Annotated in this window: 23 protein-coding genes; 16 read left to right on the top strand and 7 right to left on the bottom strand. The window is 65.3% G+C overall.

Going from position 1 to position 24,733, the window contains the following annotated elements:
* Positions 1–84: 84 nt before the first annotated feature.
* Genes ispH through rnhA form a run of 3 tightly spaced genes read left to right on the top strand, consistent with a single transcriptional unit; the run spans position 85 to position 2,504 of the window.
* Entirely contained in the window at positions 85–1,053 is a 969-nt protein-coding gene (gene ispH, locus E4K64_RS16985) for a 4-hydroxy-3-methylbut-2-enyl diphosphate reductase (RefSeq protein WP_126260369.1), read from the top strand.
* Positions 1,054–1,059: 6 nt separating this feature from the next.
* Positions 1,060–2,043, top strand: a complete 984-nt coding sequence (locus E4K64_RS16980; RefSeq protein ID WP_135164538.1) for a homoserine kinase — start codon at positions 1,060–1,062, stop codon at positions 2,041–2,043.
* Positions 2,040–2,504 (top strand): ribonuclease HI, encoded by a 465-nt coding sequence (gene rnhA, locus E4K64_RS16975; RefSeq protein WP_135164537.1) that lies wholly within the window; start codon positions 2,040–2,042, stop codon positions 2,502–2,504. The genes E4K64_RS16980 and rnhA overlap by 4 nt, the downstream gene beginning before the upstream one ends.
* Positions 2,505–2,652: 148 nt before the next feature.
* Here rnhA and E4K64_RS16965 read toward each other — a convergent pair whose 3' ends face one another.
* The 6 genes from E4K64_RS16965 to E4K64_RS16940 all read right to left on the bottom strand — a co-directional run bounded on the left by E4K64_RS16965 (position 2,653) and on the right by E4K64_RS16940 (position 10,357).
* Positions 2,653–3,138 carry a peroxiredoxin gene (locus tag E4K64_RS16965; RefSeq protein WP_135164536.1) on the bottom strand — a complete coding sequence of 162 codons (486 nt, stop codon included), beginning with the start codon at positions 3,136–3,138 and terminating at the stop codon, positions 2,653–2,655.
* A gap of 108 nt (positions 3,139–3,246) precedes the next feature.
* A complete protein-coding gene (locus tag E4K64_RS16960) occupies positions 3,247–3,819 on the bottom strand; it encodes a DUF924 family protein (RefSeq protein WP_135164535.1) in 573 nt (190 codons plus the stop codon).
* A gap of 12 nt (positions 3,820–3,831) precedes the next feature.
* Positions 3,832–5,517: a long-chain fatty acid--CoA ligase gene (locus tag E4K64_RS16955; RefSeq protein ID WP_135164534.1), complete on the bottom strand. Its 1,686-nt coding sequence runs from the start codon at positions 5,515–5,517 to the stop codon at positions 3,832–3,834.
* A 188-nt stretch (positions 5,518–5,705) separates the two neighbouring features.
* A complete protein-coding gene (locus tag E4K64_RS16950; RefSeq protein WP_135164533.1) occupies positions 5,706–7,232 on the bottom strand; it encodes a D-alanyl-D-alanine carboxypeptidase family protein in 1,527 nt (508 codons plus the stop codon).
* Positions 7,233–7,421: 189 nt separating this feature from the next.
* Positions 7,422–9,218 (bottom strand): glucan ABC transporter ATP-binding protein/ permease, encoded by a 1,797-nt coding sequence (locus E4K64_RS16945; RefSeq protein WP_135164532.1) that lies wholly within the window; start codon positions 9,216–9,218, stop codon positions 7,422–7,424.
* Between the two features lie 86 nt (positions 9,219–9,304).
* Positions 9,305–10,357: an ABC transporter substrate-binding protein gene (locus E4K64_RS16940; protein ID WP_135164531.1), complete on the bottom strand. Its 1,053-nt coding sequence runs from the start codon at positions 10,355–10,357 to the stop codon at positions 9,305–9,307.
* A gap of 228 nt (positions 10,358–10,585) precedes the next feature.
* On the opposite strand from E4K64_RS16940, the gene E4K64_RS16935 reads away from it, so the two are divergent.
* The 7 genes from E4K64_RS16935 to E4K64_RS16905 all read left to right on the top strand — a co-directional run bounded on the left by E4K64_RS16935 (position 10,586) and on the right by E4K64_RS16905 (position 16,293).
* Entirely contained in the window at positions 10,586–10,948 is a 363-nt protein-coding gene (locus tag E4K64_RS16935; protein ID WP_135164530.1) for a hypothetical protein, read from the top strand.
* A 118-nt stretch (positions 10,949–11,066) separates the two neighbouring features.
* Positions 11,067–11,471 carry a phosphoribosyl-ATP diphosphatase gene (gene hisE / locus E4K64_RS16930; RefSeq protein ID WP_135164529.1) on the top strand — a complete coding sequence of 135 codons (405 nt, stop codon included), beginning with the start codon at positions 11,067–11,069 and terminating at the stop codon, positions 11,469–11,471.
* Between the two features lie 45 nt (positions 11,472–11,516).
* Positions 11,517–12,119 carry a YqaA family protein gene (locus tag E4K64_RS16925; protein WP_209311968.1) on the top strand — a complete coding sequence of 201 codons (603 nt, stop codon included), beginning with the start codon at positions 11,517–11,519 and terminating at the stop codon, positions 12,117–12,119.
* A gap of 47 nt (positions 12,120–12,166) precedes the next feature.
* Positions 12,167–12,706: a hypothetical protein gene (locus E4K64_RS16920; RefSeq protein WP_135164528.1), complete on the top strand. Its 540-nt coding sequence runs from the start codon at positions 12,167–12,169 to the stop codon at positions 12,704–12,706.
* A gap of 30 nt (positions 12,707–12,736) precedes the next feature.
* The gene (locus E4K64_RS16915; RefSeq protein WP_135164527.1) at positions 12,737–14,137 is read left to right on the top strand and encodes an aspartate ammonia-lyase; all 1,401 of its coding nucleotides are present in this window, start codon (positions 12,737–12,739) and stop codon (positions 14,135–14,137) included.
* A gap of 267 nt (positions 14,138–14,404) precedes the next feature.
* A complete protein-coding gene (locus tag E4K64_RS16910; RefSeq protein ID WP_135164526.1) occupies positions 14,405–15,373 on the top strand; it encodes an NAD(P)H-dependent flavin oxidoreductase in 969 nt (322 codons plus the stop codon).
* A 146-nt stretch (positions 15,374–15,519) separates the two neighbouring features.
* Entirely contained in the window at positions 15,520–16,293 is a 774-nt protein-coding gene (locus E4K64_RS16905) for a thioesterase family protein (RefSeq protein ID WP_135164525.1), read from the top strand.
* Positions 16,294–16,635: 342 nt separating this feature from the next.
* On the opposite strand, the gene E4K64_RS16900 is transcribed toward E4K64_RS16905, so the two are convergent.
* Entirely contained in the window at positions 16,636–18,198 is a 1,563-nt protein-coding gene (locus tag E4K64_RS16900) for an AMP-binding protein (protein WP_135164524.1), read from the bottom strand.
* Between the two features lie 123 nt (positions 18,199–18,321).
* Between E4K64_RS16900 and E4K64_RS16895 the strand changes: the two genes are divergently transcribed.
* The 6 genes from E4K64_RS16895 (at position 18,322) to E4K64_RS16865 (ending at position 24,459) form a co-directional block, all read left to right on the top strand.
* On the top strand, positions 18,322–19,296 hold the full coding sequence (locus E4K64_RS16895) for an NAD(P)H-dependent flavin oxidoreductase (protein WP_135164523.1): 975 nt from the start codon (positions 18,322–18,324) through the stop codon (positions 19,294–19,296).
* Positions 19,297–19,436: 140 nt separating this feature from the next.
* Positions 19,437–19,685 carry a hypothetical protein gene (locus tag E4K64_RS16890; protein WP_126259583.1) on the top strand — a complete coding sequence of 83 codons (249 nt, stop codon included), beginning with the start codon at positions 19,437–19,439 and terminating at the stop codon, positions 19,683–19,685.
* A gap of 127 nt (positions 19,686–19,812) precedes the next feature.
* Positions 19,813–20,532, top strand: coding sequence for a hypothetical protein (locus E4K64_RS16885; protein WP_167767764.1), 720 nt, complete (start codon positions 19,813–19,815; stop codon positions 20,530–20,532).
* A gap of 86 nt (positions 20,533–20,618) precedes the next feature.
* Complete coding sequence (locus E4K64_RS16880; protein WP_135164522.1) at positions 20,619–21,359, top strand: hypothetical protein; 741 nt, start codon at positions 20,619–20,621, stop codon at positions 21,357–21,359.
* A gap of 368 nt (positions 21,360–21,727) precedes the next feature.
* Complete coding sequence (gene pcaB / locus E4K64_RS16870; protein ID WP_135164521.1) at positions 21,728–23,089, top strand: 3-carboxy-cis,cis-muconate cycloisomerase; 1,362 nt, start codon at positions 21,728–21,730, stop codon at positions 23,087–23,089.
* Positions 23,090–23,202: 113 nt separating this feature from the next.
* A complete protein-coding gene (locus E4K64_RS16865; protein ID WP_135164520.1) occupies positions 23,203–24,459 on the top strand; it encodes an aminopeptidase in 1,257 nt (418 codons plus the stop codon).
* Positions 24,460–24,733 lie beyond the last annotated feature (274 nt).

The following is a 24,733-nucleotide window of genomic DNA, read 5'->3' as shown; positions in this document are numbered from 1 at the left end:
AACCCGACCGTTTTAAGCCCTATTCCATCCATCGACCGCCCCCGCCGGAAGGCGAAACGGGTGATTCGGTCCCGAGATCGCTCAATGTCAGCCAAACCAGACCTCAAGATCGTGCTTTGTTCTCCCCGCGGCTTCTGTGCCGGGGTGGTCCGGGCGATCGACACCGTGGAACGGGCGCTCGATAAATACGGCGCCCCCGTCTATGTTCGCCACGAGATTGTGCACAACAAATACGTCGTCGACGGGTTGAAGAAGAAGGGCGCCATCTTCGTCGAGGAGCTCGCCGAAATCCCGGAGAACACCACCGCGCCGGTGGTCTTCTCGGCCCATGGCGTGCCGAAATCGGTTCCGGCCGACGCGCAGTCCCGCAATCTGTTCTCGCTGGATGCGACCTGCCCGCTGGTGACCAAGGTCCATCGCGAGGCCGCGATCCATTTCAAGCGTGGCCGCGAGATCTTCCTGATCGGCCACTCTCATCACCCCGAGGTGGTCGGCACGCTCGGCCAGCTTCCGGCCGGCGCCGTGACCCTGATCGAGACCGCCGAGGACGCCAAGACCATCGCCCCGCAGGACCCCAACAACCTCGCCTTCGTGACCCAGACCACGCTGTCGATCGACGACACCGCGGAGATCGTGGCGCTCTTGAAGGAGCGCTTCCCCAACATCAACGGCCCGCACAAGGAAGACATCTGCTACGCCACCACCAACCGCCAGCTCGCGGTGAAGAAGGTGGCGCCGGTGGTGGACGCGCTCATCGTCGTCGGTGCCCCCAATTCGTCGAACTCGCAGCGACTGCGTGAGGTTGCCGAGCGCGAGGGCTGCAAGATCGCGGTGCTGGCGCAGCGCGCCGCCGACATCGACTGGGACAAGTTCGGCAACCTCACGAGCCTCGGCATCACCGCCGGCGCCTCCGCGCCGGAGGTGATCGTCGAGGAGATCATGGACGCCTTCGCCGAGCGCTACACGCTGCATGTGGAGACGGTCTCGGCCGCGGAAGAGAACGAGTTCTTCCCGCTGCCGCGTCAGGTGCGTCCCGAAGCTGCCGCCGAGTAGACCTTGATGGCGGTCTACACCGACGTCGCCGCCGACGAGCTTGCGGATTTCCTGAAGCAATATGATCTCGGCGAATTGCTTTCCTACAAGGGCATCGCCGAGGGCGTCGAGAACACCAACTTCCTGCTGCATACCAGCCAGGGGTCGTTCATCCTCACGCTCTACGAGAAGCGGGTGGCGAAGAACGATTTGCCGTTCTTCCTCGCGCTGATGGCCCATCTGGCCGAGCACGGCGTCAACTGCCCGCTGCCGGTGAAGGGACGCGACGGCGAGGCGCTGCGCGAGCTGTCGGGACGGCCTGCGGCGATCATCACCTTTCTCGAAGGCATGTGGCCGCGCAAGCCGACCGTGGCGCATTGCGCCGGCGTCGGCGAGGGACTGGCGAAGATGCATCTGGCCGGCGCGAACTTCGGGATCAAGCGCGCCAACGCGCTGTCGGTCTCGGGCTGGCGGCCGCTGTTCGATGCGGCGTCGAACCGCGCCGACGAGGTGCAGCCGGGACTGCGCGCGTTCCTCGCGGCCGAGCTCGATCATCTCTCGAGCGGAATCTGGCCGACCGATCTGCCGGAAGGCGTGATCCACGCCGACCTCTTCAACGACAACGTCTTCTTCCTCGGCGACAAGCTCTCCGGGATCATCGACTTCACCTTCGCCTGCAACGACATGCTGGCCTACGACGTCGCGATCTGCCTCAACGCCTGGTGCTTCGAGCCGGATCATTCCTTCAACGTCACCAAGGCGCGGGCCTTTCTCAACGCCTATGGCCGGGTGCGGAAGCTCTCCGAGGCGGAAGAGGCCGCGCTGCCGCTGCTGGCGCGCGGGGCGGCGATCCGTTTCCTGCTGACGCGGCTGGTCGACTGGCTCAACGTCCCGCCCGGTGCGTTGGTGAAGCCGAAGGATCCGCTGGAATATGTCCGCAAGCTGCGCTTCCACCAGAGCGTCAGCAGCGTGCGCGACTATGGACTGATGCCGTCGGGGCTGGTGGCGTGAGCGAGCGTCCCAATGTCACGATCTATACCGACGGCGCCTGCTCGGGAAATCCCGGGCCGGGCGGCTGGGGCGCGATCCTGAAGTTCGGCGACAAGGAAAAAGAGCTGAACGGCGGCGAGCGCCACACCACCAACAACCAGATGGAGCTGATGGCGGCGATCTCGGCGCTCGAAGCGCTGAAGAAGCCGTGCATCGTCGATCTCTACACGGACAGCCAGTACGTCCGGCAGGGCATCACCGGCTGGATCTTCGGCTGGAAGCGCAACGGCTGGCGCACCGCCGACAAGAAGCCGGTGAAGAATGTCGAGCTATGGCAGCGCCTCGACGCCGCGCTGAAGCAGCACGAGATCCGCTGGCACTGGGTCAAGGGCCACGCCGGCCATCCCGAGAACGAACGCGCCGATCAGCTCGCGCGTGACGGCATCGCGATGGCGCGGTTGCAGCAGCGGGTGCGGGAGTAGGCGACGACGTCGTCGCTCCACCTTCAACTGTCATCGCCCGCGAAGGCGGGCGATCCAGTATTCCAGAGGCGGGTGTGATTGAGAGGCCGCGGCGTACTGGATGCCCCGGTCAAGCCGGGGCATGACAGCGTCTGTTGTCGTGAAGCGCTTACAGCTGCCCGAGCAGCGTATCGCCGCCGGAGACCTCGACCTTGCCGGGCATCGCCTCGAGATTCAGCTTCTTGACCACGCCGTCCTCGACCAGCATCGAATAGCGCTTGGAGCGGATGCCGAGGCCGTTGGCGGAGGCGTCGAGCTCCATGCCGATCGCCTTGGTGAAGTCGGCGTTGCCGTCGGCGAGGAAGATGGCCTCGTCGCGCTGGTCGGTGTCGCGCTTCCAGGCGTTCATGACGAAGGCGTCGTTGACCGAGACGATCGCGATGGTGTCGACGCCCTTGTCCTTCATGGCATAGGCGTTGAGGAAGATGCTCGGCAGATGCATCTTGTGGCAGGTGCCGGTATAGGCGCCGGGCACCGCGAACAGCGCCACCTTCCTGCCCTTGAAAATATCGTCGGTGGTCTTCACCTGCGGGCCTTCCGCCGTCATCACGCGGAATTTCGCCTCGGGCAGCTTGTCGCCAATCTGGATCGCCATGGTCAGTCTCCCTGAAAATCGGTCCCGCTTTTTAGACCGTGCGGCGGGGCTGCACAATATTGCCGGCGGTGAAAGCGGCGGAGGCGGCGGCTCTTCACCTCGATGTCATCAGCCGGAAAAGCGGCCACTGTCGAGGAAGGCCTGCTCTTCCTCCGTGGACGAACGCCCGAGGACGCGGTTGCGGTGAGGGAAGCGGCCGAAGCGGCGGATGATGTCGGCATGCTCCCGGGCGTATTTCAGGTTCTCGGCATTGTCAGCCTCGTTGGCATTGTCGGCGTTTTGAAACAGCGCGACGCAATGCAGCTGGTCGGCCAGGTGCTCCGAATGCATGAAGGGCAGATAGAGGAATTCGAGCAGGATCGGATCGACCCTGGTGTCGACACCCCGATCGATGGCTCGGCGAGCGACCTCGCGCGCCAGCGCGTCGCTGGCAAAGGCCTCGGGCGTGCCGCGAAACATGTTGCGGGGAAATTGGTCGAGGACGATGACGAGCGCGAGCGCGCCTGCGTCGCTGTCTTCCCACGATGCCAGTTCGCCGACGGCCGCCTTCTGCCACAGCGCAAGAAAGCGGCGCCTGATCTCCGCGTCGAAAGCGTCGTCGCGCTTGTACCAGCGCTCGCGGCCGGCTTCGCGCCAGAAGGCGAGAATGCCTGATGGCGCGATGTCGCCGACGTCCGTCATCGGCGGTGCAGCCTACGCCGCCTCTGCCTTCTTCTCGTCGCGCAGCTGCCGGCGCAGGATCTTGCCGACATTGGTCTTGGGCAGGTCGGTGCGGAATTCGATGTGCTTGGGCACCTTGTAGCCGGTGAGCTGCTCGTGGCAGAACGTGATGATCGCATCGGCCGTGAGGTTCGGATCCTTCTTGACCACGAAGGCCTTCACCGCCTCACCCGATTTGGAATCGGGGATGCCGATCACGGCGCATTCGAGCACGCCCGGATGGCTCGCGATCACCTCCTCGACCTCGTTGGGATAGACGTTGAAGCCGGAGACCAGGATCATGTCCTTCTTGCGGTCGACGATCTTGATATAGCCCTTCTCGTCCATCACGCCGATATCGCCGGTGCGGAAGTAGCCGTCCGCGGTCATTACCTTGGCGGTCTCCTCCGGCCTGTTCCAGTAGCCGGACATCACTTGCGGACCCTTGGCGCAGATTTCACCCGCCTGGCCCAGCGGGACCTCGTTGCCGTCGTCATCGCGGATCGAGATGTAGGTCGATGGCACGGGGATGCCGATCGAGCCGGTGAACTCGGCCGTCGTCGGCGGATTGCAGGTCAGGACAGGCGATGTCTCCGACAGGCCGTAGCCCTCCGCGATGCTGCAGCCCGTGATGTTCTTCCATTGCTCGGCAACGGGACGCTGCACGGCCATGCCGCCGCCGTTCGAGATTTTCAGCTTCGAGAAGTCGATCTTCTTGAAGTCCGGATGGTGCATCAGCCCGTTGTAGAGCGTGTTGACCGCCGGGAAGGTGTTGACCTGGTACTTCTGCAGCTCCTTGATGAAACCGCCGATGTCGCGCGGGTTCGGGATCAGCAGGTTGCAGCCGCCGGCGCGGACCGCGAGCAGGTAGCAGGCCGTCAGCGCGAAGATGTGATAGAGCGGCAGCGCGCAGACGATCATGAGCTGATCGACATGCGGCGGCGCGGCCAGCGCCGGCTGCAGCCAGGCATCGTTCTGCAGGACGTTGGCGACGATGTTGCGATGGAGCAGGGTGGCGCCCTTGGAGACGCCGGTGGTGCCGCCGGTATATTGCAGGAAGGCGACGTCGCCCGGCGAGAGCTTGGGCTTGTTGAAGGTCATGCCGCGGCCGGCGGACAGCGCGTCGTTGAAGGAGACCGAGCCCGGCAGCGACCACGCCGGAACCATCTTCTTGACGCGGCGAACGACCAGATTGACGATCACGCCCTTGAAGCCGAGCAGGTCGCCCATGCTGGCGACGATGACATGCTTCACCGCCGTCCTGGCGATCACCTGCTCGACCGTGTGGGCGAAATTCTCCAGCACGATGATGGCTTCAGCGCCGGAATCCTTGAGCTGGTGCTCGAGCTCGCGCGGGGTGTAGAGCGGGTTGACGTTGACGACGGCGAAGCCGGCACGCAGCACCGCGGCGGTTGCAACCGGATATTGCAGCACGTTCGGCATCATGATGGCGACGCGGGCGCCACGCTGCAGCCCGCGGCCTTGCAGATAGGCCGCGAGCGCGACCGACATCTGGTCGAGGTCGCGGTAGCTGATCGACTTGTCCATGCAGATGAACGCCTTGCGGTCGGCGAACTTGGTGAAGCTCTCCTCCAGCAAGTCGACCAGCGATGCGTATTGGGTCGGCTCGATATCGGCGGGCACGCCGGGCGGATATTGCTTGAGCCAGATGCGCTCCATGGAAAACTCCCCTCATTGACCAGAGCCCGTTGTGTCTCGGGCTTGCCTCATTACCGCCAGTATCGAGCTTGCCTGAACCGCTGGCAAGCCGTCGACGCTTAGGGCAAAGGTCGGAAGGTGGCTACCGGAATCATCGCGAACGGCTGCCGCAGGTGCGAAGCCGGGCCGGATCGGCCCGGGGTGCGCCGTTAACTGTTGTTGGCCGGCTTGGCCGCGGGCTTGGTCGCGGCCTTGGGTTTGGCGGGCTTCTGATCGCCGCTGGCCGCAGGCTTCTCGGCGGGTTTAGCCGCCGCATCAGGCTTGGCGGCAGCATGCTTGGGCGCTGCCGGCTTCGCCGCAATCTTAGGGTCGCTCTTGGAGTCGCTCTTTGCGTCGGTCTTGCCGTCGCTCTTGCCATTGTTCTTGACCCCAGCCGGCTTGGCATCCGGCTTCACCGCTGCGGTCTTGGTGTCCTTGCTGGCGTCCTTGCCGGCGTCTTTCGGCTTGTCGGCCGCATCCGGCTTCTTGGCCACGCGCGACTTCTTGCCACGCGGCTTGGAGGACGCCGCCTGCTGGTCGGCATCGGCCGCGACCGCCGCGATCAGGGCGGTACCGGTGCGGGTCGGGCCGGTGTAGACCAGCACAGGCTCGGTCGGCGCCGCCGCCGAGGCCATAAGCTCGGAGGCCTTCATCAGGGGCGGCTGCAGGCCGGCGGTGAAGAAGGTCACCTGGGCTTCGCCGCCGGTGGCCGAGGCCGATCCTGATGTGCCGCCATTGGCGGCAATCAGCGCATCGTCGTCGTCGCTGGCCGGCCGCTTGCGGTGGGGCCCGCACATCTCGTCGCGCAGGTTCGGCGGCGAGGCGTCGACCGGCACGAGGTTATCGACCGTGCCGAGCGAGGGACGCAGCCAGGTGAGATTGTCCTGGGCAAAACCGCGCTCCAGCAGCTGTGCCGCCTTCACCGCGCGCGCCGTGCCGGAACCTGCGCCCAGCACCACAGCGATCAGCCGGCGGCCATTGCGCGTGGCCGAGGCGACGAGATTGTAGCCGGAGGCGCAGATGAAGCCGGTCTTGAAACCGTCGGCGCCGGGATAGCGGCCGATCAGCTTGTTGAAATTACCGGTGATGCGCTTGCCGAAGCGGATCGCCGGGATGTGCACGAAATATTCGTATTCCGGCAGGTCGCGCAGGAATGCGCGCGCGAGGATGCCGAGGTCGCGCGCCGACGTGATCTGGCCGTCGGCGGGCAGGCCGTTCGGATTGACGTAGCTGGTCTGCGTCATGCCGAGCTTCTTCGCGGTATTGTTCATTATCGCGGAGAAGCCGTCGATCGAACCGCCGACGCCTTCGGCCAGCACCACGGCCATGTCGTTCGCCGACTTGACCATCATCATCTTCAGGGCGTTGTCGACGGTGAGCTGCGTTCCCGGGCGGAACCCCATCTTCGAGGGCGATTGCGAGGCCGCGACCGGCGAAACCGTGAGCAGCGTGTCGAGCGTCAGTCTGCCGTCCTTGACCGCCTTCAGCGTCACATAGGCGGTCATGATCTTGGTGACGGAGGCCGGATACCAGGGAATGGTCGCGTTATCCGCCTGCAGCACCTTGCCGCTGTCGGCCTCGATCAGCAGCAGCGCTTCGGCGCTCGCCGCGCGCGGCGCCAGCAGCGCGGCGCATGCGAGACCCGCAGCGACCAGGTTGAACAAGGATTTGCGAAGCAGCGGGCGTAGGGCGTGCACTATCCGATTCCGGTCCTTGGAGATCCGCCGGTTCCCGGCGGTTCTCGTGATCTGATTGTCGGTTCTGAAATCCAGCGCCGCCGCTTGCGGCGCCGCAAACCTATACCGGCTGATGCGTCGAGAATAGGGGGCTGGGCGCGGTATTCCGCAATGAAATAGGCCGAATTTCGACGGCGCCGTGGGGACTTGCTAGGGGGATTTGGCTGCCGTCGCGGCAGCCTCGGAGGCCGTCACGCTGGCCCGTGCGTTTTCCTGCACCATGAACTGGGCCCTGGCGAGCTCGGCAAAATGACCGCCTTTGGCCACGAGTTCATCGAAAGTTCCGCTTTCGGTCACGCGGCCGTTCTCGAACACCAGGATCCGCGTGGCGTTGCGGATGGTGGAAAGGCGATGGGCGATCACGAAGGTGGTCCGGCCCTTCATCACTTCGTCGAGAGCAGCATTCAACTTGGCCTCGGTGACGGCGTCGAGCGCGCTGGTGGCTTCGTCTAGGATCAGGATCGGCGGGTCCTTCAACAGCGCGCGGGCAATTGACAGGCGCTGCCGCTCGCCGCCGGACAGCATGCGGCCGCGCTCGCCGGCGTTGGTCTCGAAGCCGCCGCTGCGCTCGATGAATTCGAGCGCCTGCGCGCGCGCCGCCGCCTGGCGCATCTCGGCCTCGGTCGCATCCGGCTTGCCGACGCGCAAATTCTCCGCGATCGACCGGTTGAACAGCAGCGCCTCTTGGAACACGACGCCGATGTTCCGCCGCAGCGAGGTCAGCGTCACGCCGCGCACGTCCATGCCGTCGATCTTGATGACGCCGGATTGCGGGTCGAAGGCGCGATGCAAGAGCGCGATCGCGGTCGATTTGCCGGCGCCGGTCGGGCCGACCAGCGCGATGGTCTGGCCGGGCAGCGCGGTGAAGGTGAGATCCTCGATCGCCGGCCGCTTGCCGTCATAGGAGAAGGTGACGTCGTTGAACTCGACGAGGCCGGACAGCCTGCCGGCGTCGATCGCGTCGGACCGGTCGCGCACGGCGGGCACGGCGTCGAGCACATTGAAGAACTCGCGCAGGCGCGGGGCTTCCATGAACACGTTGTTGACGAAGCTCACGACCTGTTCGAGCTTCTGGATCAGCATCGTCGCGAAGCTCACGAACATCACGATCTCGCCGACCGAGGTCAGTCCCTGGTCGTGCAGCGCGATGCCGAACGTGAAGATCGCCAGCACGGTGATGGTGGTGGAGGCGCGCGTGATGACGGTGACCAGCGCCCACCACGACAGCACCGGCATCTGGGCTTCGAGCAATTGATCGGCGACGGAGCGCAGCCCCTTCACCTCGGACTCGACGCGGACGAAGCTCTGCACCAGCGCGACGTTGCCGAGCGCGTCGGAAGCGCGCGCCGAGAGTTCGCTATATTGCTCTTCGACCTCCATCTGCATGCCGAAGGTCTTGCGCACCACGAAGGTGGTCAGTGCGGTGAAGACGATGCAGAGCACGAACAGCAGGATGGCGAGCCGCCAGTTCAGGTAGAGCGACAGCGGCAGCAGCACCAACACCGAGAGGATCGCGGCAAAATGCTCGCGGAAGAAGCCGAGCCACAGCCGCCACAAGGCGTCGGTGCCGTTGAGCATCACTTTCATCAGCCGGCCCGAATGGGTGCCGGAGTGGAAGGTCAGCGGCAGTTGCAGGATGTGCTCGAAATAGTCGGTCAGCACCGCCTGGCGCTGACGGTGCGAGAGCCGGTCGGCTTGCAAGGCCACGAGCGCGCTGCACAGGATTGTGAAGAGCCCGAACACGACCCAGGCGGCCAGGAACGGCCAGGCCGAGTTCGAGCCGGCCACGGTCTTGCCGGAGAGCACGTCGACGATCCGGCCGAACAGCACGGGTTCGGCGAATTGCGAGCCCGCCAGCAAGAGATTGGCGACCGCGAGCAGCCAGCCCAGCCGCGCCTCGTTGCCGAGCAACTCGAGAACGCGGGTATAGAGGCGGAGGATGGACATGTGGGGGACGAAACTCGAGCGGATGAAGGAGCTCATATTTTAAGCAGGGATCGCGCGCGAGATATAGCGGAAGCTGCCAGTTTTTCTCAATTGACCAGCCGCCCCGCGACCGGCGGCAGGAATTGGTCGTCGAAAATGTCGCCGGGGGTCGGCCGCTTGCGGAATTTGAAGTCCTGCGCGATCTGCTCGATCGAGCGCTGCAAGCGCAGCGGCTCGATACCGCCGAGCCCGTTGCGCTTGACCTCGTCGGTCAGGATGTCGTCGGCAAGGACGGTGCGCAGGCGTTCCAACTCCAGGTCGCGGTCGCCGCCGTCGATGCGGCTCGCGGCCTCGTCCGCCGCACGCGCAGGCTCCTTGACGGTTGCGGCGATGCCGGCGATCAAGGCGCGGACGAAGCCTTTCACGGCGTCCGGCTTTGCTGCGGCGAAGGCGGCATTGGCCACCACGGCGAAGCCATAGGCCTCGCAGCCGTAGTCGGCATAACGCAGCACGACGAGATCGGCACCGGGCACGCCGCGATCGCGCAGGTTCACCGCCGAGAGATGGCTGAAGCCCGCGACGGCATCGACCTGTCCCGCGGACAGGATCGGCTCGCGCACGGCCGCGCCGATCTTGTGGAATTTGACGCGCGATGCCTTGATGCCGTTCTGCTGCGCCAGCGCCGGCCACAGCCGCATCGACAGATCGCCCTCGGCAACGCCGACGGTCTTGCCGTCGAGATCGGGCAACAGATGGATGCCGCGACTCCTGCGCGCAACGATCGCGTAAGGCGCGCGGTTGAACAGCACGAACACCGCCTTGACCGGCGCCGCATCCTCCTTGTCGCGAAACCGGATCAGCTCGTTGATGTCGACGAGCGCAAGCTCGCTGTCGCCTTTGGCGACGCGGGCGAGTGCCTCCGGCGATCCGGTCGCGCTGCCGAAGGACACGTTGAGACGCTCGGCGCCGAACCTGCCGTCCTTCGCGGCAAGGAAGAACGGCGCCATGCTCGCGTCGGGCGGGCGGTCGAAGGTGAAGTGAATGGCAACGGAGGACGGCGCAGGCGTCTCGGCCGCGCCGACACCGCGTGGACTCAGTGCCGCAAGCGAGATCGAGAGGGCCAGCAGGCAACGAAGCGCGATCGTCTTGAATTCAGACATCGGTTGCGCCGGTCCCGCATTGTTATGGTTTCGTGACGCTTGCAGCGCCGGCCGACGACACCGTGCGCGCGCCAACATGAACGGCGGATGAGCGGCGGTTGCGTCACGATTACGCAACCCCGTTCAGCTTGTGTTGGGGTTGGGGAACCCAACTTAGGTCATGCGGGTTTGATAGGCATGAGCCTGTCCGCAGGCGTCCGTTCCAGGTCCCAAAGGAGGGCCCAAGACATGTTCGACCGATTCTCCAAGATTGCGGGCCGCAAGGCCGTTCTTGCTACCGCCGCCGTGGTGGCTCTGACTGCCGCTGCACCCAACGCCTCCTACGCGGGCGGCCGTCATTGGCACGGTGGTGGTGGCGGCGGCGCCGCCGCTGCAGCGATGTTCGGCCTGGCCGCGACCGGCCTGGCGATCGCAGCCAGCCGCAATGCCTACGCCTATGATCCGGGTCCGGTTTACTATTACGAGGGCGGCCCGGCCTATTACAGCGGCCCCGGCTATGGTTCCTATTATTACGACTCGGGCAGCCGCTACACCTATGGCGGCTACAAGAACCCCTGCGCCCACGGCTATTCCGGCTACAGCTGCTATTAACCGATCGGCCATGCGTCATCGGCGAACAGGCCGGCGCACTTGCCGCGCCGGCCTGTTTTCTGCTTTTATTGCCGAGCGTTAACACGCCGGCCATTTGTTTAGAGTAGTTTCGAGTACCATGAGTGATTCGCTTGAGCGGCTATATCTGGCTGTGCTCGCGGCCAGGGATCTTGATCCGGCAATATCGCGGACCGCCCGGCTGTTTCAGCGTGGGCCCTCGCAAATGGCAAAGAAGCTCGCTGAAGAGGCCATCGAGGTCGTGATCGATGCCGTCAGTGGCGACTCCGAGGCCGTGATCCGGGAAAGCGCCGACCTCTTGTACAATCTCACCGTGCTCTGGGCCTCTGCCGGCGTGCGCCCCGAGGACGTCTGGCGCGAGATGTCGCGGCGGGAAGACATGCTCGGCATCGCCGAGAAGCTGCCGAAATCCTCAATGAAACTGCCCAAGGTCGCGTCACCGCGCGTGGCGGCCAGGCGGCCAATTGTCGCGCTCGAGGGGCGTGCTGCGCGCAAGCGCCACTAGAAACGTCACAATTCGCCTCAATCTCGGCATGGACAAATCCGTCCCATGGTGCTTCATCGCGGCGCCATGCTGAAACGTATCTACGATTGGTGCATCGACGCCGCCCACAAGCCCTACGCGCTCTGGATCATGGGTGTCGTCTCCTTCGCCGAAAGCTCCTTCTTTCCGGTCCCGCCGGATGTGATGCTGATCCCGATGTCGCTGGCGCGCCCGCAGCGCGCCTGGCTCTATGCAACCATCTGCACCGCGACCTCGGTGCTCGGCGGCATCCTCGGCTACGCCATCGGCGCGCTGCTGTTCGACTCCGTCGGCCACTGGCTGATCCAGGTCTACGGCCTCGGCGACAAGGTCGATGCCTTCCGTGCCTCCTATGCGGAGTGGGGCGCGGTCATCATCCTGCTCAAGGGGCTGACGCCGATCCCCTACAAGCTTGTCACCATCACCTCGGGCTTTGCCGGCTACAACTTCATCCTGTTCATCCTATGCTCGATCGTCGCCCGTGGCGGACGCTTCTTCGTCGTCGCGATCCTGCTCAACCGCTATGGCGACTGGATCCGGGTTCGGATCGAGAAGCATCTCGGATTGTGGGTCGCGCTCGGTGCCATCGTGCTGGTGCTCGGCTTCGTGGTGGCGGTCAAGTTGATCTAGGCGCTGGCGGCTTTGCCGCAGGGCCGGCTTCGGCTACGGTTGCCGCCATGATGGTTCGATCCGGCAATCCGGCTCTGCGGCTCGGGACGCTGATGTCAGCGGCGCTGCTGCTCCTGCTCAGTGGCGGCGGCATCGGATGGACGCAATCTGCACCGCCATCGCTCGGCCTCCAGCAGCAGGGGGTCCAGTCCGCGCCGTCGCCCGCGACGCCGGCCTCTTCCGCCGCGCCAGCACGCGAGGAAAATCCCGGGCTGATCAATGAAATGGGCAAGCTGTTCGACAAGCTGCCCTCGATCCTGCCGCCGATCAAAAGCCCCAGTGAAACCATGAACGACCTGTCACGGCTGGCCAAGCCCTCGACCATGGTGTCGGGGCGCGTGGCCTGCCCGCTCTCGTCGAACGGCGCGCCCGACTGCAAACAGGCCGCCGACCAGCTCTGCCAGGGCAAGGGCTACAAGGAAGGCAAGAGCCTGAATGCCGATTCCGCGGAAAAATGCTCGGCCAAGGTTCTCATTCCGGGCAGGCAACGCAAACCGGATGACTGCCGCACCGATACGTTCGTGACCAGCGCGCTGTGCCAGAACTAGAGGACGTCGCGCGAGCAACAAGGAGCGCCCATGAGTCGTACGGAGCAGGACTTCCTCGGACCGCGTGAGATCGCCGACGACATCTATTACGGCGTCCAGACCATCCGGGGTAAGGAAAACTTCCACATCACCGGCATTTCGATGAACCAGGAGCCTTACTTCGTGAAGGCGCTCGGTTACGTCAAGAAGGCCGCTGCCATGGCCAATCGCGATCTCGGCGCGATCGACGCCAGGGTCGCGGACGCGATCATTCTCGGCTGCGACCGCGTCATCGCCGGCGAGATGATGGATCAGTTCGTCACCGACTTCATCCAGGGCGGTGCCGGCACCTCCACCAACATGAACGCCAACGAGGTGATCGCGAACCTCGCGCTGGAATCGCTCGGCTTCGGCAAGGGCGACTATCAGCACGTCAGTCCCAACGACCACGTCAATTACGGCCAGTCGACCAACGACACCTATCCGACCGCCTTTCGCCTCGCGCTGATCCTGCGGCTCGAGAGCTACATGACCGCGCTGCGCCAGCTCCAGGAAGCTTTCTTCGTCAAGGGGCGCGAGTTCGACCGTGTTCTGAAGATGGGCCGCACGCATCTGCAGGATGCCGTGCCGATGTCGCTCGGCGCGGAATTCCGGGGCTGGGGCACCACGATCGGTGAGGAGGTCGACCGCATCTCGGAAGCGCGTGCGCTGCTGCGCGAGATCAATCTCGGCGCCACCGCGATCGGCACCTCCGTCACGGCTGCGGTCGGCTATCCCAAGCTCGCGGTCCGGCATCTGAGCGCGCTCACCGGCGTCGACTTCATCCTCGCCGGCGATCTCGTCGAGGCGACCTCGGACACCGGCGCCTATGTGCAGCTCTCGGGCGTTCTGAAGCGCACCGCGAGCAAACTGACGAAGATCTGCAACGACATCCGCCTGCTTGCCTCCGGCCCGCGCGCCGGCTTCAACGAGATCAACCTGCCGCAGCTGCAGCCGGGCTCTTCGATCATGCCCGGCAAGGTCAATCCCGTGATCCCCGAAGTGGTCAACCAGACCAGCTTCCTCGTCATCGGGCTCGACACGACGGTGACGCTCGCGGCCTCGGCGGGCCAGCTCCAGCTCAACGTGATGGAGCCGGTGATCTCGTTCGCGCTGTTCTTCTCGATCCGCACCATGGAACGCGCGGTCAACAGCCTGCGCGAGAATTGCGTCGTCGGCATCACCGCCAACGACGAGCACACCCGCAACATGGTGCTGAACTCGCTCGGCATCGTCACGGTGCTGAAGCCGCTGCTCGGCTACAAGCAATGCGCCGAGATCGCGCGCGAGGGCTACAAGAGCGGCAAGTCGCTGCACCAGATCGTGGTGGTCGAGCGCAAGCTGCTGACGCAGGAGAAGTGGGACGAGATGTTCTCGTTCGAGCGGCTGATCAATCCGGATTTGCTCGGGTAGGGGCTGGTCTCTCCTCGGTCATTCCGGGATGCGCCGACAGGCGCAGGCCCGGAATCCATTGCGCCGCCCGTACTGACGCCCGATGGATTCCGGGCGCGACGCTGCGCGTCGCCCCGGAATGACGAAGGACGCGAATTCCGCTGCTTGGAATTGCGCGCGCCCCCACCCGCCTACGGCGTCAAAACGCAATACTTGACAGTGGAAAGATTGCCTTGTTGGTATGGCGCCCAACCTTCCATTGACCGGCCAACAGAGGATCGTCTCGCAATGTCCATGCCTGCCTTGTTCAAAGGGCGCCTGTCGATCCCCGTGATCGGCTCGCCGCTCTTCATCATCTCGGTGCCCGATCTGGTGATCGCGCAATGCAAGGCGGGGGTGGTCGGTTCGTTTCCGGCGCTGAACGCGCGGCCGCCGGAGCTGCTCGACGAATGGCTGGCACGGATCACCGAGGAGCTCGCGGCCTATGACCGCGCGCATCCGGAACGGCCGTCGGCGCCGTTTGCGGTCAACCAGATCGTGCACAAGTCGAACAACCGGCTCGACCACGACATGCAGCTCTGCGCCAAGTACAAGGTGCCGATGATCATCTCCTCGCTCGGCGCCCGCGAGGAGCTGAACCAGGCCGTGCACGGCTGGGGCGGCATCATCTTCCACGACGTGATCAACCAGAAGTTCGCGCACAAGGCGATCGAGAAGGGCGCGGACGGCCTGATCCTGGTCGCGGCCGGGGCCGGCGGCCACGCCGGCACCATCTCGCCGCTCGCTTTCGTTGCCGAGACCCGCAAGTGGTTCGACGGCCCGATCGCGCTGTCGGGCGCGATCGGCAACGGCCAGGCGATCCGCGCCGCGCGCATCCTCGGTGCGGACTTCGCCTATATCGGCTCGGCCTTCATCGCCACCAAGGAGGCCAACGCGGTCGAGCGCTACAAGGAGATGATCGCCGGCTCGAGCGCCGACGACATCGTCTATTCCAACCTCTTCACCGGCGTGCACGGCAATTATTTGAAGCCCTCGATCCTCGCCGCCGGCATGGATCCGGAGAACCTTCCGACCTCCGATCCCTCCAAGATGAATTTCGGCACCGACGCCTCCGGCGAACGCGCCAAGCCGAAAGCCTGGAAGGAGATCTGGGGGAGCGGCCAGGGCATCGGCAGCATCGACCAGGTGCTGCCTGCAGCGGAGCTGATCGCGCGCTTCAAGAAGGAATACGACGAAGCGATCGATCCGCCGTTGTGACGATCTCATGTCCCGGACGCGCTGCAGCGCGCAACGCTGCTGCGCAGAGCCGGGACCCACCGCGGCAACGTATGGACCCCGGATCGGCAGCGCACCGCTACGCGCTGCGCAGCATCCGGGGAACGTCAACCGAGACTGATTGAACGATGACCGCCATCTACCGCGTCGACGGCGACAGCGTCGTCACCAGCCCGGATGCCGCCGGTCCCTGGGATCGGCGCATGCAGCACGGTTCGGCGCCGGCTTCGCTGGTGACCTGGGCGGCCGAGCGCGTTCCGACGCCGGCTCCGATGGACATCGCGCGCGTCACCATCGACCTGATGCGCCCGGTGCCGGTGGCGCCGCTCACGATCGCGACCGAGGTCCTGCGCGAGGGCCGCAAGATCCAGCTCTGCAACATCAAGCTGCTTGCCGACGGCGTGCAGGTGGTCGGCGCGACCGTGCTCAAGATCCGGCGCCAGGCACTGAACCTGCCCGACGATGTCGAGGAGCTGCCGGTCACGCTGCCCTCGCCGGAGGACTCGCTGGCCGAGGACGGTCACGCCGCCACCAGCCCGTTCGTGCGTTCGGTCTCGATGCGTGCCGCGCGCGGCCGCTTCGGTCAGGCCGGCGCCGGCGCGATCTGGTTTCGCGTCGATCATCCGCTGATCGAGGGGGAGGCGATCTCGCAGGCCATGCGCGCCGTGGTCGCCGCCGATTTCTCCAACGGCACCGCCTCGACGCTCGACTTCCGCGCCTGGACCTACATCAATGCCGACCTCACCGTGAGCTTCGCGCGTCAGCCGGTCGGCGAGTGGATTCTGCTCGACGGCGAGTCCTGGATCGGCGCCGACGGCGCCGGGCTTGCAATGTCGCGCCTTGCCGACCGCCAGGGCTATTTCGGCCGCGCGGTGCAGAGCCTGGTGATCGAGAAGCGTTGAGGCGTGACGGCAAGCGTCGCTCTTCGGGTCGCCCAATTGAACGGCAGGCTTCCGCCGCCGCGGAAGGGATGCAAGGTCGTGTTCGACCAGGGCATCCTGCCAGTTCACATTCCGTAGAAGATCTTGATCTCCCACAGCACCACAATGATAGCCGTGATCAACGTGATCGCGGCGACTGCACTTTCCAGGGAAGCGACTCTCATCTCTTACTCCGCTTCCCAGCCCCGTCATCGGTCTAGGTGATTCCCCGATTCGGCGGCAATTGCGTGGGCCGCGCCGCCATCCACTCCGTTCCGCGTTGTGGTGTCCGGGACACAGTGGCCCCGTAGAATCCCGGGGTATTTATCCCACCATCCGGTCCCGGCCGCTCCAGAAGCCTGCGCGCAGCACCTTCTTGTCGACCTTGCCGACTCCGGTCATCGGCAATTGCTTGACGAACTGGATCTGCTTGGGCGCATGCGCCGAGCCTTTTCGCGCCTTGACCAGGTTGATCAGCTCGTCCGGATCCGGCCTTGCGCCCTCGCGCGGCACGACGATGGCGGTGACGGCCTCGCCCCACTTTTCGTCGGGAATGCCGACGACCGCGACCATGGCGACATCGGCATGTTGCGACAGCACGTCCTCGACCTCGCGCGGGAAGATGTTGAAGCCGCCGGACACGATCATGTCCTTCTTGCGGTCGAGAATGAACATGTAGCCGCGCTCGTCCTGGCGCGCGATGTCGCCGGTGTGGACCCAGCCGTTCTTCAGCGTCTCGGCGGTGATGTCGGGCCGTCTCCAGTACTCCGCCATCGCATGCGGGGCGCGCACACAGATCTCGCCGGCCTCGCCCGTCTTCACCTCCCGGTCGTTGTCGTCGAGAATCCTGACCTCGCACGCCGCGATCGGAAAGCCGCAGGACAGGAACAGCTCCGGCGTCTTCGGATCGTGATCCGCCTTGCGCAGCACCGAGACCGGATAGCATTCGGTCTGGCCGTAGAGCTGCGAGAACACCGGTCCGATGCGCTCGAGGCCCTCGACCAGCCGGCTCGGCGACATCGCCGACGCCCCGTAGAGCGCCAGCTCCAGCGAGGACAGATCGGTCTTGTCCAGCGCGGGATGATCGAGCAGCACGTAGATCATGGTCGGCACGAACAGCGTGAAATTGATGCGCTCGCGTGCGATCGTCGTCAGCACCGCCTCGGGATCGAAACCTTTGAGCATGTGCACGGTGCCGCCGCGCATCAGAGTCGGCAGCACTTTCGTGCCGGCCACATGGCTGATCGGGGCGACGGTGAGGTAGCGTGCCGCGTCGGGGATTTCGAAATCGGCGAGGATCGCGGCCGCGGCTCCGGCATTCTCGCGGTGATAGCGCAGCGCGCCCTTGGATTTGCCGGTGGTGCCGCCTGTGTAGTTCAGCGTGGCGAGATCATCGAGGCTGGCGATGTTCCGCGCGCTGGCGTGTCCCGCGCTCTCGATGGCTGCCAACAAATCGGCGCCGTAACCGGCCGGCCCCATGGTGAAGATCGCCTTCAGCCGCGGCGCTCTCGCCGCAAGCTCGCCACCGCGGTCGCGGAAGGCGGCCGCATCGACCACCAGCATCTCGGCTTCGGAATCATCGAGCTGGAACAGCTGGTCCTCCAGCGATCCCAGCGGATGCAGCCAGGTGATGCAGAGCCGCGACAATTGCGCGGCGACGCCGGCGCACCAGGTGTCGGCGCGGTTCGCGGTGAGGAAGGCGACGCGCGCGCCCGCCTGCAAGCCGAGACGCATGAAGACGCCCTGGATGCGTCCGATGAGGTCGATGCTGCCCTGATAGCTCAACGATCCGCCGGGCCAGGCGAAGGCGGTGCGGCCGGGATAGCGCGACAGCGCCCGTAGCGTCTGCGCACAAGTCGGGGACGATGCGTGGAGCGGATCGGACATATGTTTCCTCGTTGCTTGTCACCGGCTTCTGACGTGCCAATGTTGCCGATGACGCTAGCACACGGACTGCGGGAGGAAACCACAAAGCCCGCGCGAGGAGGCATGCGTGACAAGGAGATTTGCGTGACGTCAGATCGGCTGCAACGCTTCGGCGATCGACTCGCTCTGCCGCTGATCGCAGCGCCGATGTTCCTGGTGTCGGGCGTCGAGCTCATGGTCGCCGCGTGCCGGAGCGGCGTGATCGGCAGCTTCCCCAGCGCGAATTGCCGCAGCACGGACCAGCTCGATGAATGGCTTACCACCATCGAGACGCGGCTGTGCCAGCACGAAGCTCAGACCGGCCGCAAGGCAGCGCCGCTCTGCCCGAACCTGATCGTGCATCGCTCCAACGCGCGGCTGGAGCAGGATCTCGCGGTGCTGCTGCGGCACAGGCCGGAGATCGTCATCACGTCGGTCGGCTCGCCTGCGCCCGTGGTGAAGCCGCTGCACGATGCCGGCGCGCTGGTGCTGGCGGACGTCGCTTCCATCCGCCATGCCGAACGTGCGGCGGAAGCAGGTGTCGACGGACTGGTGCTGCTCACCGCGGGCGCCGGCGGGCAGACCGGCTGGCTCAACCCGTTCGCCTTCGTCCGCGCGGTGCGCGCGTTCTATGACGGCGTCATCGTGCTCGCGGGCGGCATCAGCGACGGCCGCGCGCTGTATGCGGCCGAAGTGCTCGGCTGCGATCTCGCCTATATGGGCACCAAGTTCATCGCGACGCGCGAGAGCATGGCGGACGACCGCCACAAGCGTATGCTGGTCGACAGCAGCGCCGACGACATCCTGCTCACGACCGCGTTCACAGGCCTGCAGACCAGCATGCTGAGGCCGTCGATCGTGGCCGCCGGGCTTGATCCCGACGATCTGCCGGCGCGCGGGGCGATCGACATCGCCAGGGATATCGACGTTGCCGCGCGCGAGAGCCGTCCGAAACGCTGGCGCGACATCTGGAGCGGGGGACATTCCACCTCGGGCGTCACCGACGTGCTCGCGGTCGACGATCTCGTTGCGCGGACGGCGGCCGAATATCGTGAGGCGAGGGCGCACTGCCTCCCGTAGAATTGCGGAAGAGGCAGGCTCCGCTCGTCCCGATCACGGTTAATCCCACGCTCTTCCGCCCCGCTCACTTAACGGCAGATTAACCATCGCCCGCCAAGAATCCTCTCACGGCCGCCAATCAGGACCGAGAGGGACAGGCGATGGACTTCGATTATCTCAACACCAAGACGGCGGCTTCGCTGGACGAAATCCGCGTTCGCGTCGCTCATGCCCTGGCCCGCCACCCGCTGTGCCGCAACGTCCGCTTCGACATCGTCAGCGTCCCCCGTACCCGCCGGGGCGGCAACTGGACGGTGGCGCTGCAATCGGTCGAGCCGCGCGCGGTCTGGGAGGCCTCGGAGATCGTCGCGGACATCCAGGACGCCTACGATCTGGCCGCAGCTGCCTGATATCGTTTGCAGAATGTCGCTGCAGACATGCTGATTGTCGCAACGAAGGCACACTCAAGCCATAATTCGTGCCCTTTTCCCGGCCATCTCTAACAAACTCGTGAAGCGTCCGTTCCCGGAGAGACGTTTGTCCAAAGCCATCACCATCGTTGTGCTGACCTGTTTCCTCGTCCTCGGCGCCGCCACCACCGCCATTCTTGGCCGCGACAGCGTCCCCAGCGTCAGCGAAGACATGATCGCGCAGACGCCTCCGCCCAAGCCGCTCGCAACCAACCGCGCCGCCAAGGCCGACCGTCTGGTCCCGACCCTCGCCTTGGCATCGGCCGCGATCGAGCCGGTCCTGGTGCCCGCCGACAGGCTTTCGCAGGCGCCCGTGCTGACCGAGCCGCTGCGCCAGGCCTTCGCCGCTGCCACACCGTCCGATTTCCCGATGCCCAAGGCGGCGCCCGGCGTGTCCGAAGCGCCCGCCGCGGCGGAGGTTCCCGCTGTCGAAGTCCCCGCCAAGCCGAAGGTGGTCGCCAAGCCGCAGCCGCAGAAGCATTATACCCTGCTGTCCGACGCACAGATTGCGGGGATCAGGGACCGCCTGAAACTGTCCTCGTCGCAGGAATATTACTGGCCCTCGGTCGAGAGCGCGCTGCGCAACGTTGTCCGCAAGATCTCGGCGAACAAGCTCTCCAATCCGAACGCGCCGCCCAGCGCGCAGATCGACCCGAATTGCGATGAGGTCCAGCAGTTGAAGTCGGCGGCCATGCCGTTGCTGTTCCAGCTGCGTGACGATCAGAAAGAGGAAGTGCGCAAGCTCGCTCGCCTCATCGGGCTCGAGAAGGTCGCGCAGCAGATCTGACGCTTAAGTTCCTTTGGGAACTGCTTTCACACCAGGAACATCCGGCAATCAACGCGCGTTGCTCGCCCCAAAGAGGGAGTGGATCAATGCGCGCCTCGACAGCCTATTTCGTCGGTGCCGGAACCATTGTCGCAGCCATTGCCATTGGTTTGGGCGGCGGGATCGTGGCCGGCAACATCATGAATCCGGTTGCGCCCAAACAGGGCCCGGACACCAGCAAGATGGCGCAACGCGCCGAATCCGCTGGCGCGCCGGCGGCGACAAACGCACCCTCGGAACGCGTCAATTACCTCACCGGCTCGCAAGCCTTTGGCGCAATGATCGCCGCACCGGCCCAGGCCGAAGTCAAGCCCGAAGCCAAGCCCGAAGCCGGCAAGCCTGAGGCCGCAAAGCCTGGCACCCAGCCTGCCCAGGCGACTGCCGAACCGCCGGCACCGCCGCCTTCACAGGCGGCCGCGGTCGAGCCACCCAAGGACCAGTCCAAGGACCAGTTCAAGCCAACCGTCGCATCGTCGCCGAAGGCCGCAAAACCCGGCGAGCAGCAAGCATCGGTCGATCCGGCCTCTTCGCTCGACAACGCCTATGCCAAGGCGAAGGATTCCGACGTGAGGCGCGCTGCATCCGAGCGGCGTCGGATCGAGCGGCGCGAACGCTGGGCCGAGCGCCGCCATTACTACGAGGGCCGCGAGCCGCGCGGCATGCGCGACCGCACCGATTGGGACGACGTCGCGCGCAACATCCGCGAAGATTCCGATGCGCGCGACTACGCCGGCCGGCCGCGCGGCGGCTTCCCGCAGATCAGGCTGTTCGGTCCCGACGACGATTAGCGCTTAGCCCGCGATCACCGCTGCCGGCGAAGTAAGGTGCGGCGTCATTGTCGAGCCGCTGTCACTTCATTCCCGCGCGCCGCAATCCTTCCAGGTCATGCGCCCGATCCTCGTCCCGCAGCATCGGCAGCTCGCGCATGATCCAGGCGAGCGAGACCCCGGGGATGAGCGCGGCGTAGACCGTCCAGGGCGGACGCCGCGAGCGCCGTGTCTCCTGACATCCCGGCGGCGGCCGTCAACGCGCGGTGCGCGCTGACGAAATCGCCGCGTTGCCGCAGCGATTCCGGCGAAACTGCGAATGTGCTTTGCGCAAGCTGCGCCGCCTCCGTAAGCTACCTCCCACACACGCCAACCACGAAGAAACGCCCATGCCCGCCTTCAGCGCTTCCACCACCGTGCTCGATTCGATGCTGTTCCGCGACGCCTTCGGCACGCCTGAGATGCGCGAGGTGTTCTCCGACGTCGCGCTGGTGGCGCGCTATGCCGAGGTCGAGGTGGCGCTGGCGAAGGCGGAAGCCAGCTGTGGCGTGATCCCGCAGCAGGCGGCCGAGGCGATCGCGGCGCGGACCGACGTCGCCGCGCTCGATTTCGATCTGCTCAGGCAGGAGACCGACATCGTCGGCTATCCGATCCTCCCCTTGGTGCACCAGATGGTGAAGCAGTGCGGCGAGGCCGGCCGCTACGTGCATTGGGGCGCGACCACCCAGGACATCATGGATACCGCCGTGGTGCTGCAGCTCCGCGCTGCGCTCGAGATCGTGGCGCGGGACATCGACGAGCTCCGCGGCATCCTGGCGAACCTCTCGAGACGCCATCGCGACACGCCGATGGCGGGCCGCACCCACCTCCAGCAGGCACTCCCGGTGACCTTCGGCTACAAGACCGCGATCTGGCTCGCCATGTTCGATCGCCACGCCGAGCGGCTGGCGCAGCTGAAGCCGCGCGTGCTGGTCGGCCAGTTCGCCGGCGCCGCCGGCACGCTGGCCTCGCTCGGCGACAAGGGATTCGAGGTGCAGGAGGCACTCTGCGCCGAGCTGAAGCTCGGCGTTCCCGTGTCGACCTGGCACGTCGCGCGCGACGGATTTGCCGAGGCGGTGAACTTCCTTGCGCTCGTCACCGGCTCGCTCGGCAAGATCGCGCTCGACATCATGATCATGGCCTCAACCGAGTTCGGCGAAGTCTACGAGCCCTTCGTCAAGGGGCGCGGCGCCTCCTCGACCATGCCGCAGAAGCGCAATCCGATCTCGTCGGAACTGATGCTGGCGGCGTCCAAGGCGGTGCGCCAGCACGCCGGCCTGATGCTCGACGCCATGGTGCAGGATTTCGAGCGTGCCACGGGTCCCTGGCACGCCGAATGGATGGCCATCCCCGAAAGCTTCGTGCTGACCGCCGGCGCGCTGCATCAGGCGAAGTTTGCACTTGCGGGCCTCATCGTGGACGAGTCGAAGATGAACGACAATCTCGCGATCAGCCGCGGCCTGATCGTGGCCGAAGCGGTCATGATGGGGCTCGCGCCGCAGCTCGGCCGGCAGGAGGCCCATGACGTGGTTTATGACGCTTGCCGGCTCGCCAACGACAAAGGCTTGAGCCTGGCGGATGCGCTGTCCTCCGACTCCCGCGTCTCGAGCCGCATCGACCGTGTCACAATCGAGGCGCTCACCTCACCGAAAAATTACCTCGGACTCGCGCCCGCCATGGTTGACCGGGTGCTGAAATCGGCAACGCGTTGAAAACCAATATGCGTGAAACTGCGTATCTTCTCCGTGTCGCAAGGTGCTCGCGCACTTGCGCCTTGCGGTGCTAGGCTTAGATTGAACCAGAGACTTTCGGCAGAGGGCCCGGCATGACTGATCACCGCAATTCCACCGCTCCCATTGATCCCGCGAAGCTCGACCGGTTGGCCGAGGTGGCGGTGAAGGTGGGCCTGGGCTTGCGGCCAGGACAGGATCTGCTTCTCACGGCGCCTGCGATCGCGCTGCCGCTGGTCAGGCGGATCGCCGTGCATGCCTACAAGGCCGGCGCCGGCCTCGTGACGCCGATCCTGTCGGACGAGGAGATGACGCTGGCGCGCTACCGCCATGGCCATGACAGCAGTTTCGATCGCGCCGCCGGCTGGCTCTATGAGGGCATGGCCAAGGCGTTCTCGGAGAACACCGCGCGGCTCGCCATCGTCGGCGACAACCCGATGCTGCTGTCGGGCGAGGATCCGTCCAAGGTGGCACGCGCGAGCAAGGCGAATTCGATGGCCTATCAGCCCGCGCTGGAGAAGATCGTCAATTTCGACACCAACTGGAATATCATCGCCTATCCAAGCCCGTCCTGGGCCAAGCAGGTCTTCCCCAACGATTCCGAGGACGTCGCAGTCGGCAAGCTCGCGGATGCGATTTTCGCCGCGTCCCGAGTCGATCGCGAGGATGCGATGGGCAATTGGGCCAGCCACAATGCGGTGCTGCGCGAGCGGACCAACTGGCTCAACGGCCAGCGCTTTCGCGCCCTGCAATATTCGGGACCGGGCACCGACCTCACCATCGGCCTGGCCGACGGCCACGAATGGGAGGGCGGTGCCTCGCTCTCCAAGAACGGCATCAGCTGCAACGCCAATATCCCGACCGAAGAGGTGTTCACCACGCCGCATTGCCGCCGCGTCTACGGCCATGTCGTGAGCTCGAAACCGCTGTCCTATCAGGGCACGCTGATCGATAACATCGCGGTGCGCTTCGAGGACGGCAAGATCGTCGACGCAAAGGCCTCGCGCGGCGCAGAGGTGCTGAACAAGGTGCTCGACACCGACGAGGGCGCCCGCCGCCTCGGCGAAGTGGCGCTGGTGCCGCATTCCTCGCCGATCTCGCAGAGCGGGCTGTTGTTCTACAACACGCTGTTCGACGAGAACGCGGCGTCTCACATCGCGCTCGGCCAGTGCTATTCGAAATGCTTCGTCAACGGTGCGCAGCTCACCCCGCAGCAGATCGCGGCGCAAGGCGGCAACCAGAGCCTGATCCATATCGACTGGATGATCGGCTCCGCCGAGACCGATATCGACGGCATCTTGCCCGATGGCAGCAAGGTGCCGGTGTTCCGCAAGGGCGAGTGGGCGAAGTAGTCTGCCTCCCTCTCTTCCGGGAGGGATTAGTGCGGCGACAGATTTTCCGTGCGCTCGTGCCATGCGTGCGGAAAGGTATGTGGGTTCTGGTGCCTTCGCGCATTTTGTCGCACCCCGGGAAAGGGCTGGGTCATGTGCGCGGATTTGCAAGGGAATTGCGACGTTAACCGTTTGCACTTGTCGCTTCCGGCTGATTCTCGAAATGGATGTAAGAAAGAATTAAAAACGGGCTACTAGCGTTCGAGCATCTTTCGAAACACTCCCGGCCGGATCG

This window comes from Bradyrhizobium frederickii (assembly GCF_004570865.1).
Lineage (GTDB): Bacteria > Pseudomonadota > Alphaproteobacteria > Rhizobiales > Xanthobacteraceae > Bradyrhizobium > Bradyrhizobium frederickii.
The sequence above is the reverse complement of the archived record's forward strand: the minus strand, read 5'-3'. Positions and strand labels throughout refer to the sequence as shown.

Coding starts and splice junctions, on each gene's coding strand:
- ispH (WP_126260369.1), top strand. CDS start 85: ATGTCAGCCAAACCAGACCTCAAGATCGTGCTTTGTTCTCCCCGCGGC.
- E4K64_RS16980 (WP_135164538.1), top strand. CDS start 1,060: ATGGCGGTCTACACCGACGTCGCCGCCGACGAGCTTGCGGATTTCCTG.
- E4K64_RS16965 (WP_135164536.1), bottom strand. CDS start 3,138: ATGGCGATCCAGATTGGCGACAAGCTGCCCGAGGCGAAATTCCGCGTG.
- E4K64_RS16960 (WP_135164535.1), bottom strand. CDS start 3,819: ATGACGGACGTCGGCGACATCGCGCCATCAGGCATTCTCGCCTTCTGG.
- E4K64_RS16955 (WP_135164534.1), bottom strand. CDS start 5,517: ATGGAGCGCATCTGGCTCAAGCAATATCCGCCCGGCGTGCCCGCCGAT.
- E4K64_RS16945 (WP_135164532.1), bottom strand. CDS start 9,218: ATGTCCATCCTCCGCCTCTATACCCGCGTTCTCGAGTTGCTCGGCAAC.
- E4K64_RS16940 (WP_135164531.1), bottom strand. CDS start 10,357: ATGTCTGAATTCAAGACGATCGCGCTTCGTTGCCTGCTGGCCCTCTCG.
- E4K64_RS16935 (WP_135164530.1), top strand. CDS start 10,586: ATGTTCGACCGATTCTCCAAGATTGCGGGCCGCAAGGCCGTTCTTGCT.
- hisE (WP_135164529.1), top strand. CDS start 11,067: ATGAGTGATTCGCTTGAGCGGCTATATCTGGCTGTGCTCGCGGCCAGG.
- E4K64_RS16925 (WP_209311968.1), top strand. CDS start 11,517: ATGGTGCTTCATCGCGGCGCCATGCTGAAACGTATCTACGATTGGTGC.
- E4K64_RS16920 (WP_135164528.1), top strand. CDS start 12,167: ATGATGGTTCGATCCGGCAATCCGGCTCTGCGGCTCGGGACGCTGATG.
- E4K64_RS16915 (WP_135164527.1), top strand. CDS start 12,737: ATGAGTCGTACGGAGCAGGACTTCCTCGGACCGCGTGAGATCGCCGAC.
- E4K64_RS16910 (WP_135164526.1), top strand. CDS start 14,405: ATGTCCATGCCTGCCTTGTTCAAAGGGCGCCTGTCGATCCCCGTGATC.
- E4K64_RS16905 (WP_135164525.1), top strand. CDS start 15,520: ATGACCGCCATCTACCGCGTCGACGGCGACAGCGTCGTCACCAGCCCG.
- E4K64_RS16900 (WP_135164524.1), bottom strand. CDS start 18,198: ATGTCCGATCCGCTCCACGCATCGTCCCCGACTTGTGCGCAGACGCTA.
- E4K64_RS16890 (WP_126259583.1), top strand. CDS start 19,437: ATGGACTTCGATTATCTCAACACCAAGACGGCGGCTTCGCTGGACGAA.
- E4K64_RS16880 (WP_135164522.1), top strand. CDS start 20,619: ATGCGCGCCTCGACAGCCTATTTCGTCGGTGCCGGAACCATTGTCGCA.
- pcaB (WP_135164521.1), top strand. CDS start 21,728: ATGCCCGCCTTCAGCGCTTCCACCACCGTGCTCGATTCGATGCTGTTC.
- E4K64_RS16865 (WP_135164520.1), top strand. CDS start 23,203: ATGACTGATCACCGCAATTCCACCGCTCCCATTGATCCCGCGAAGCTC.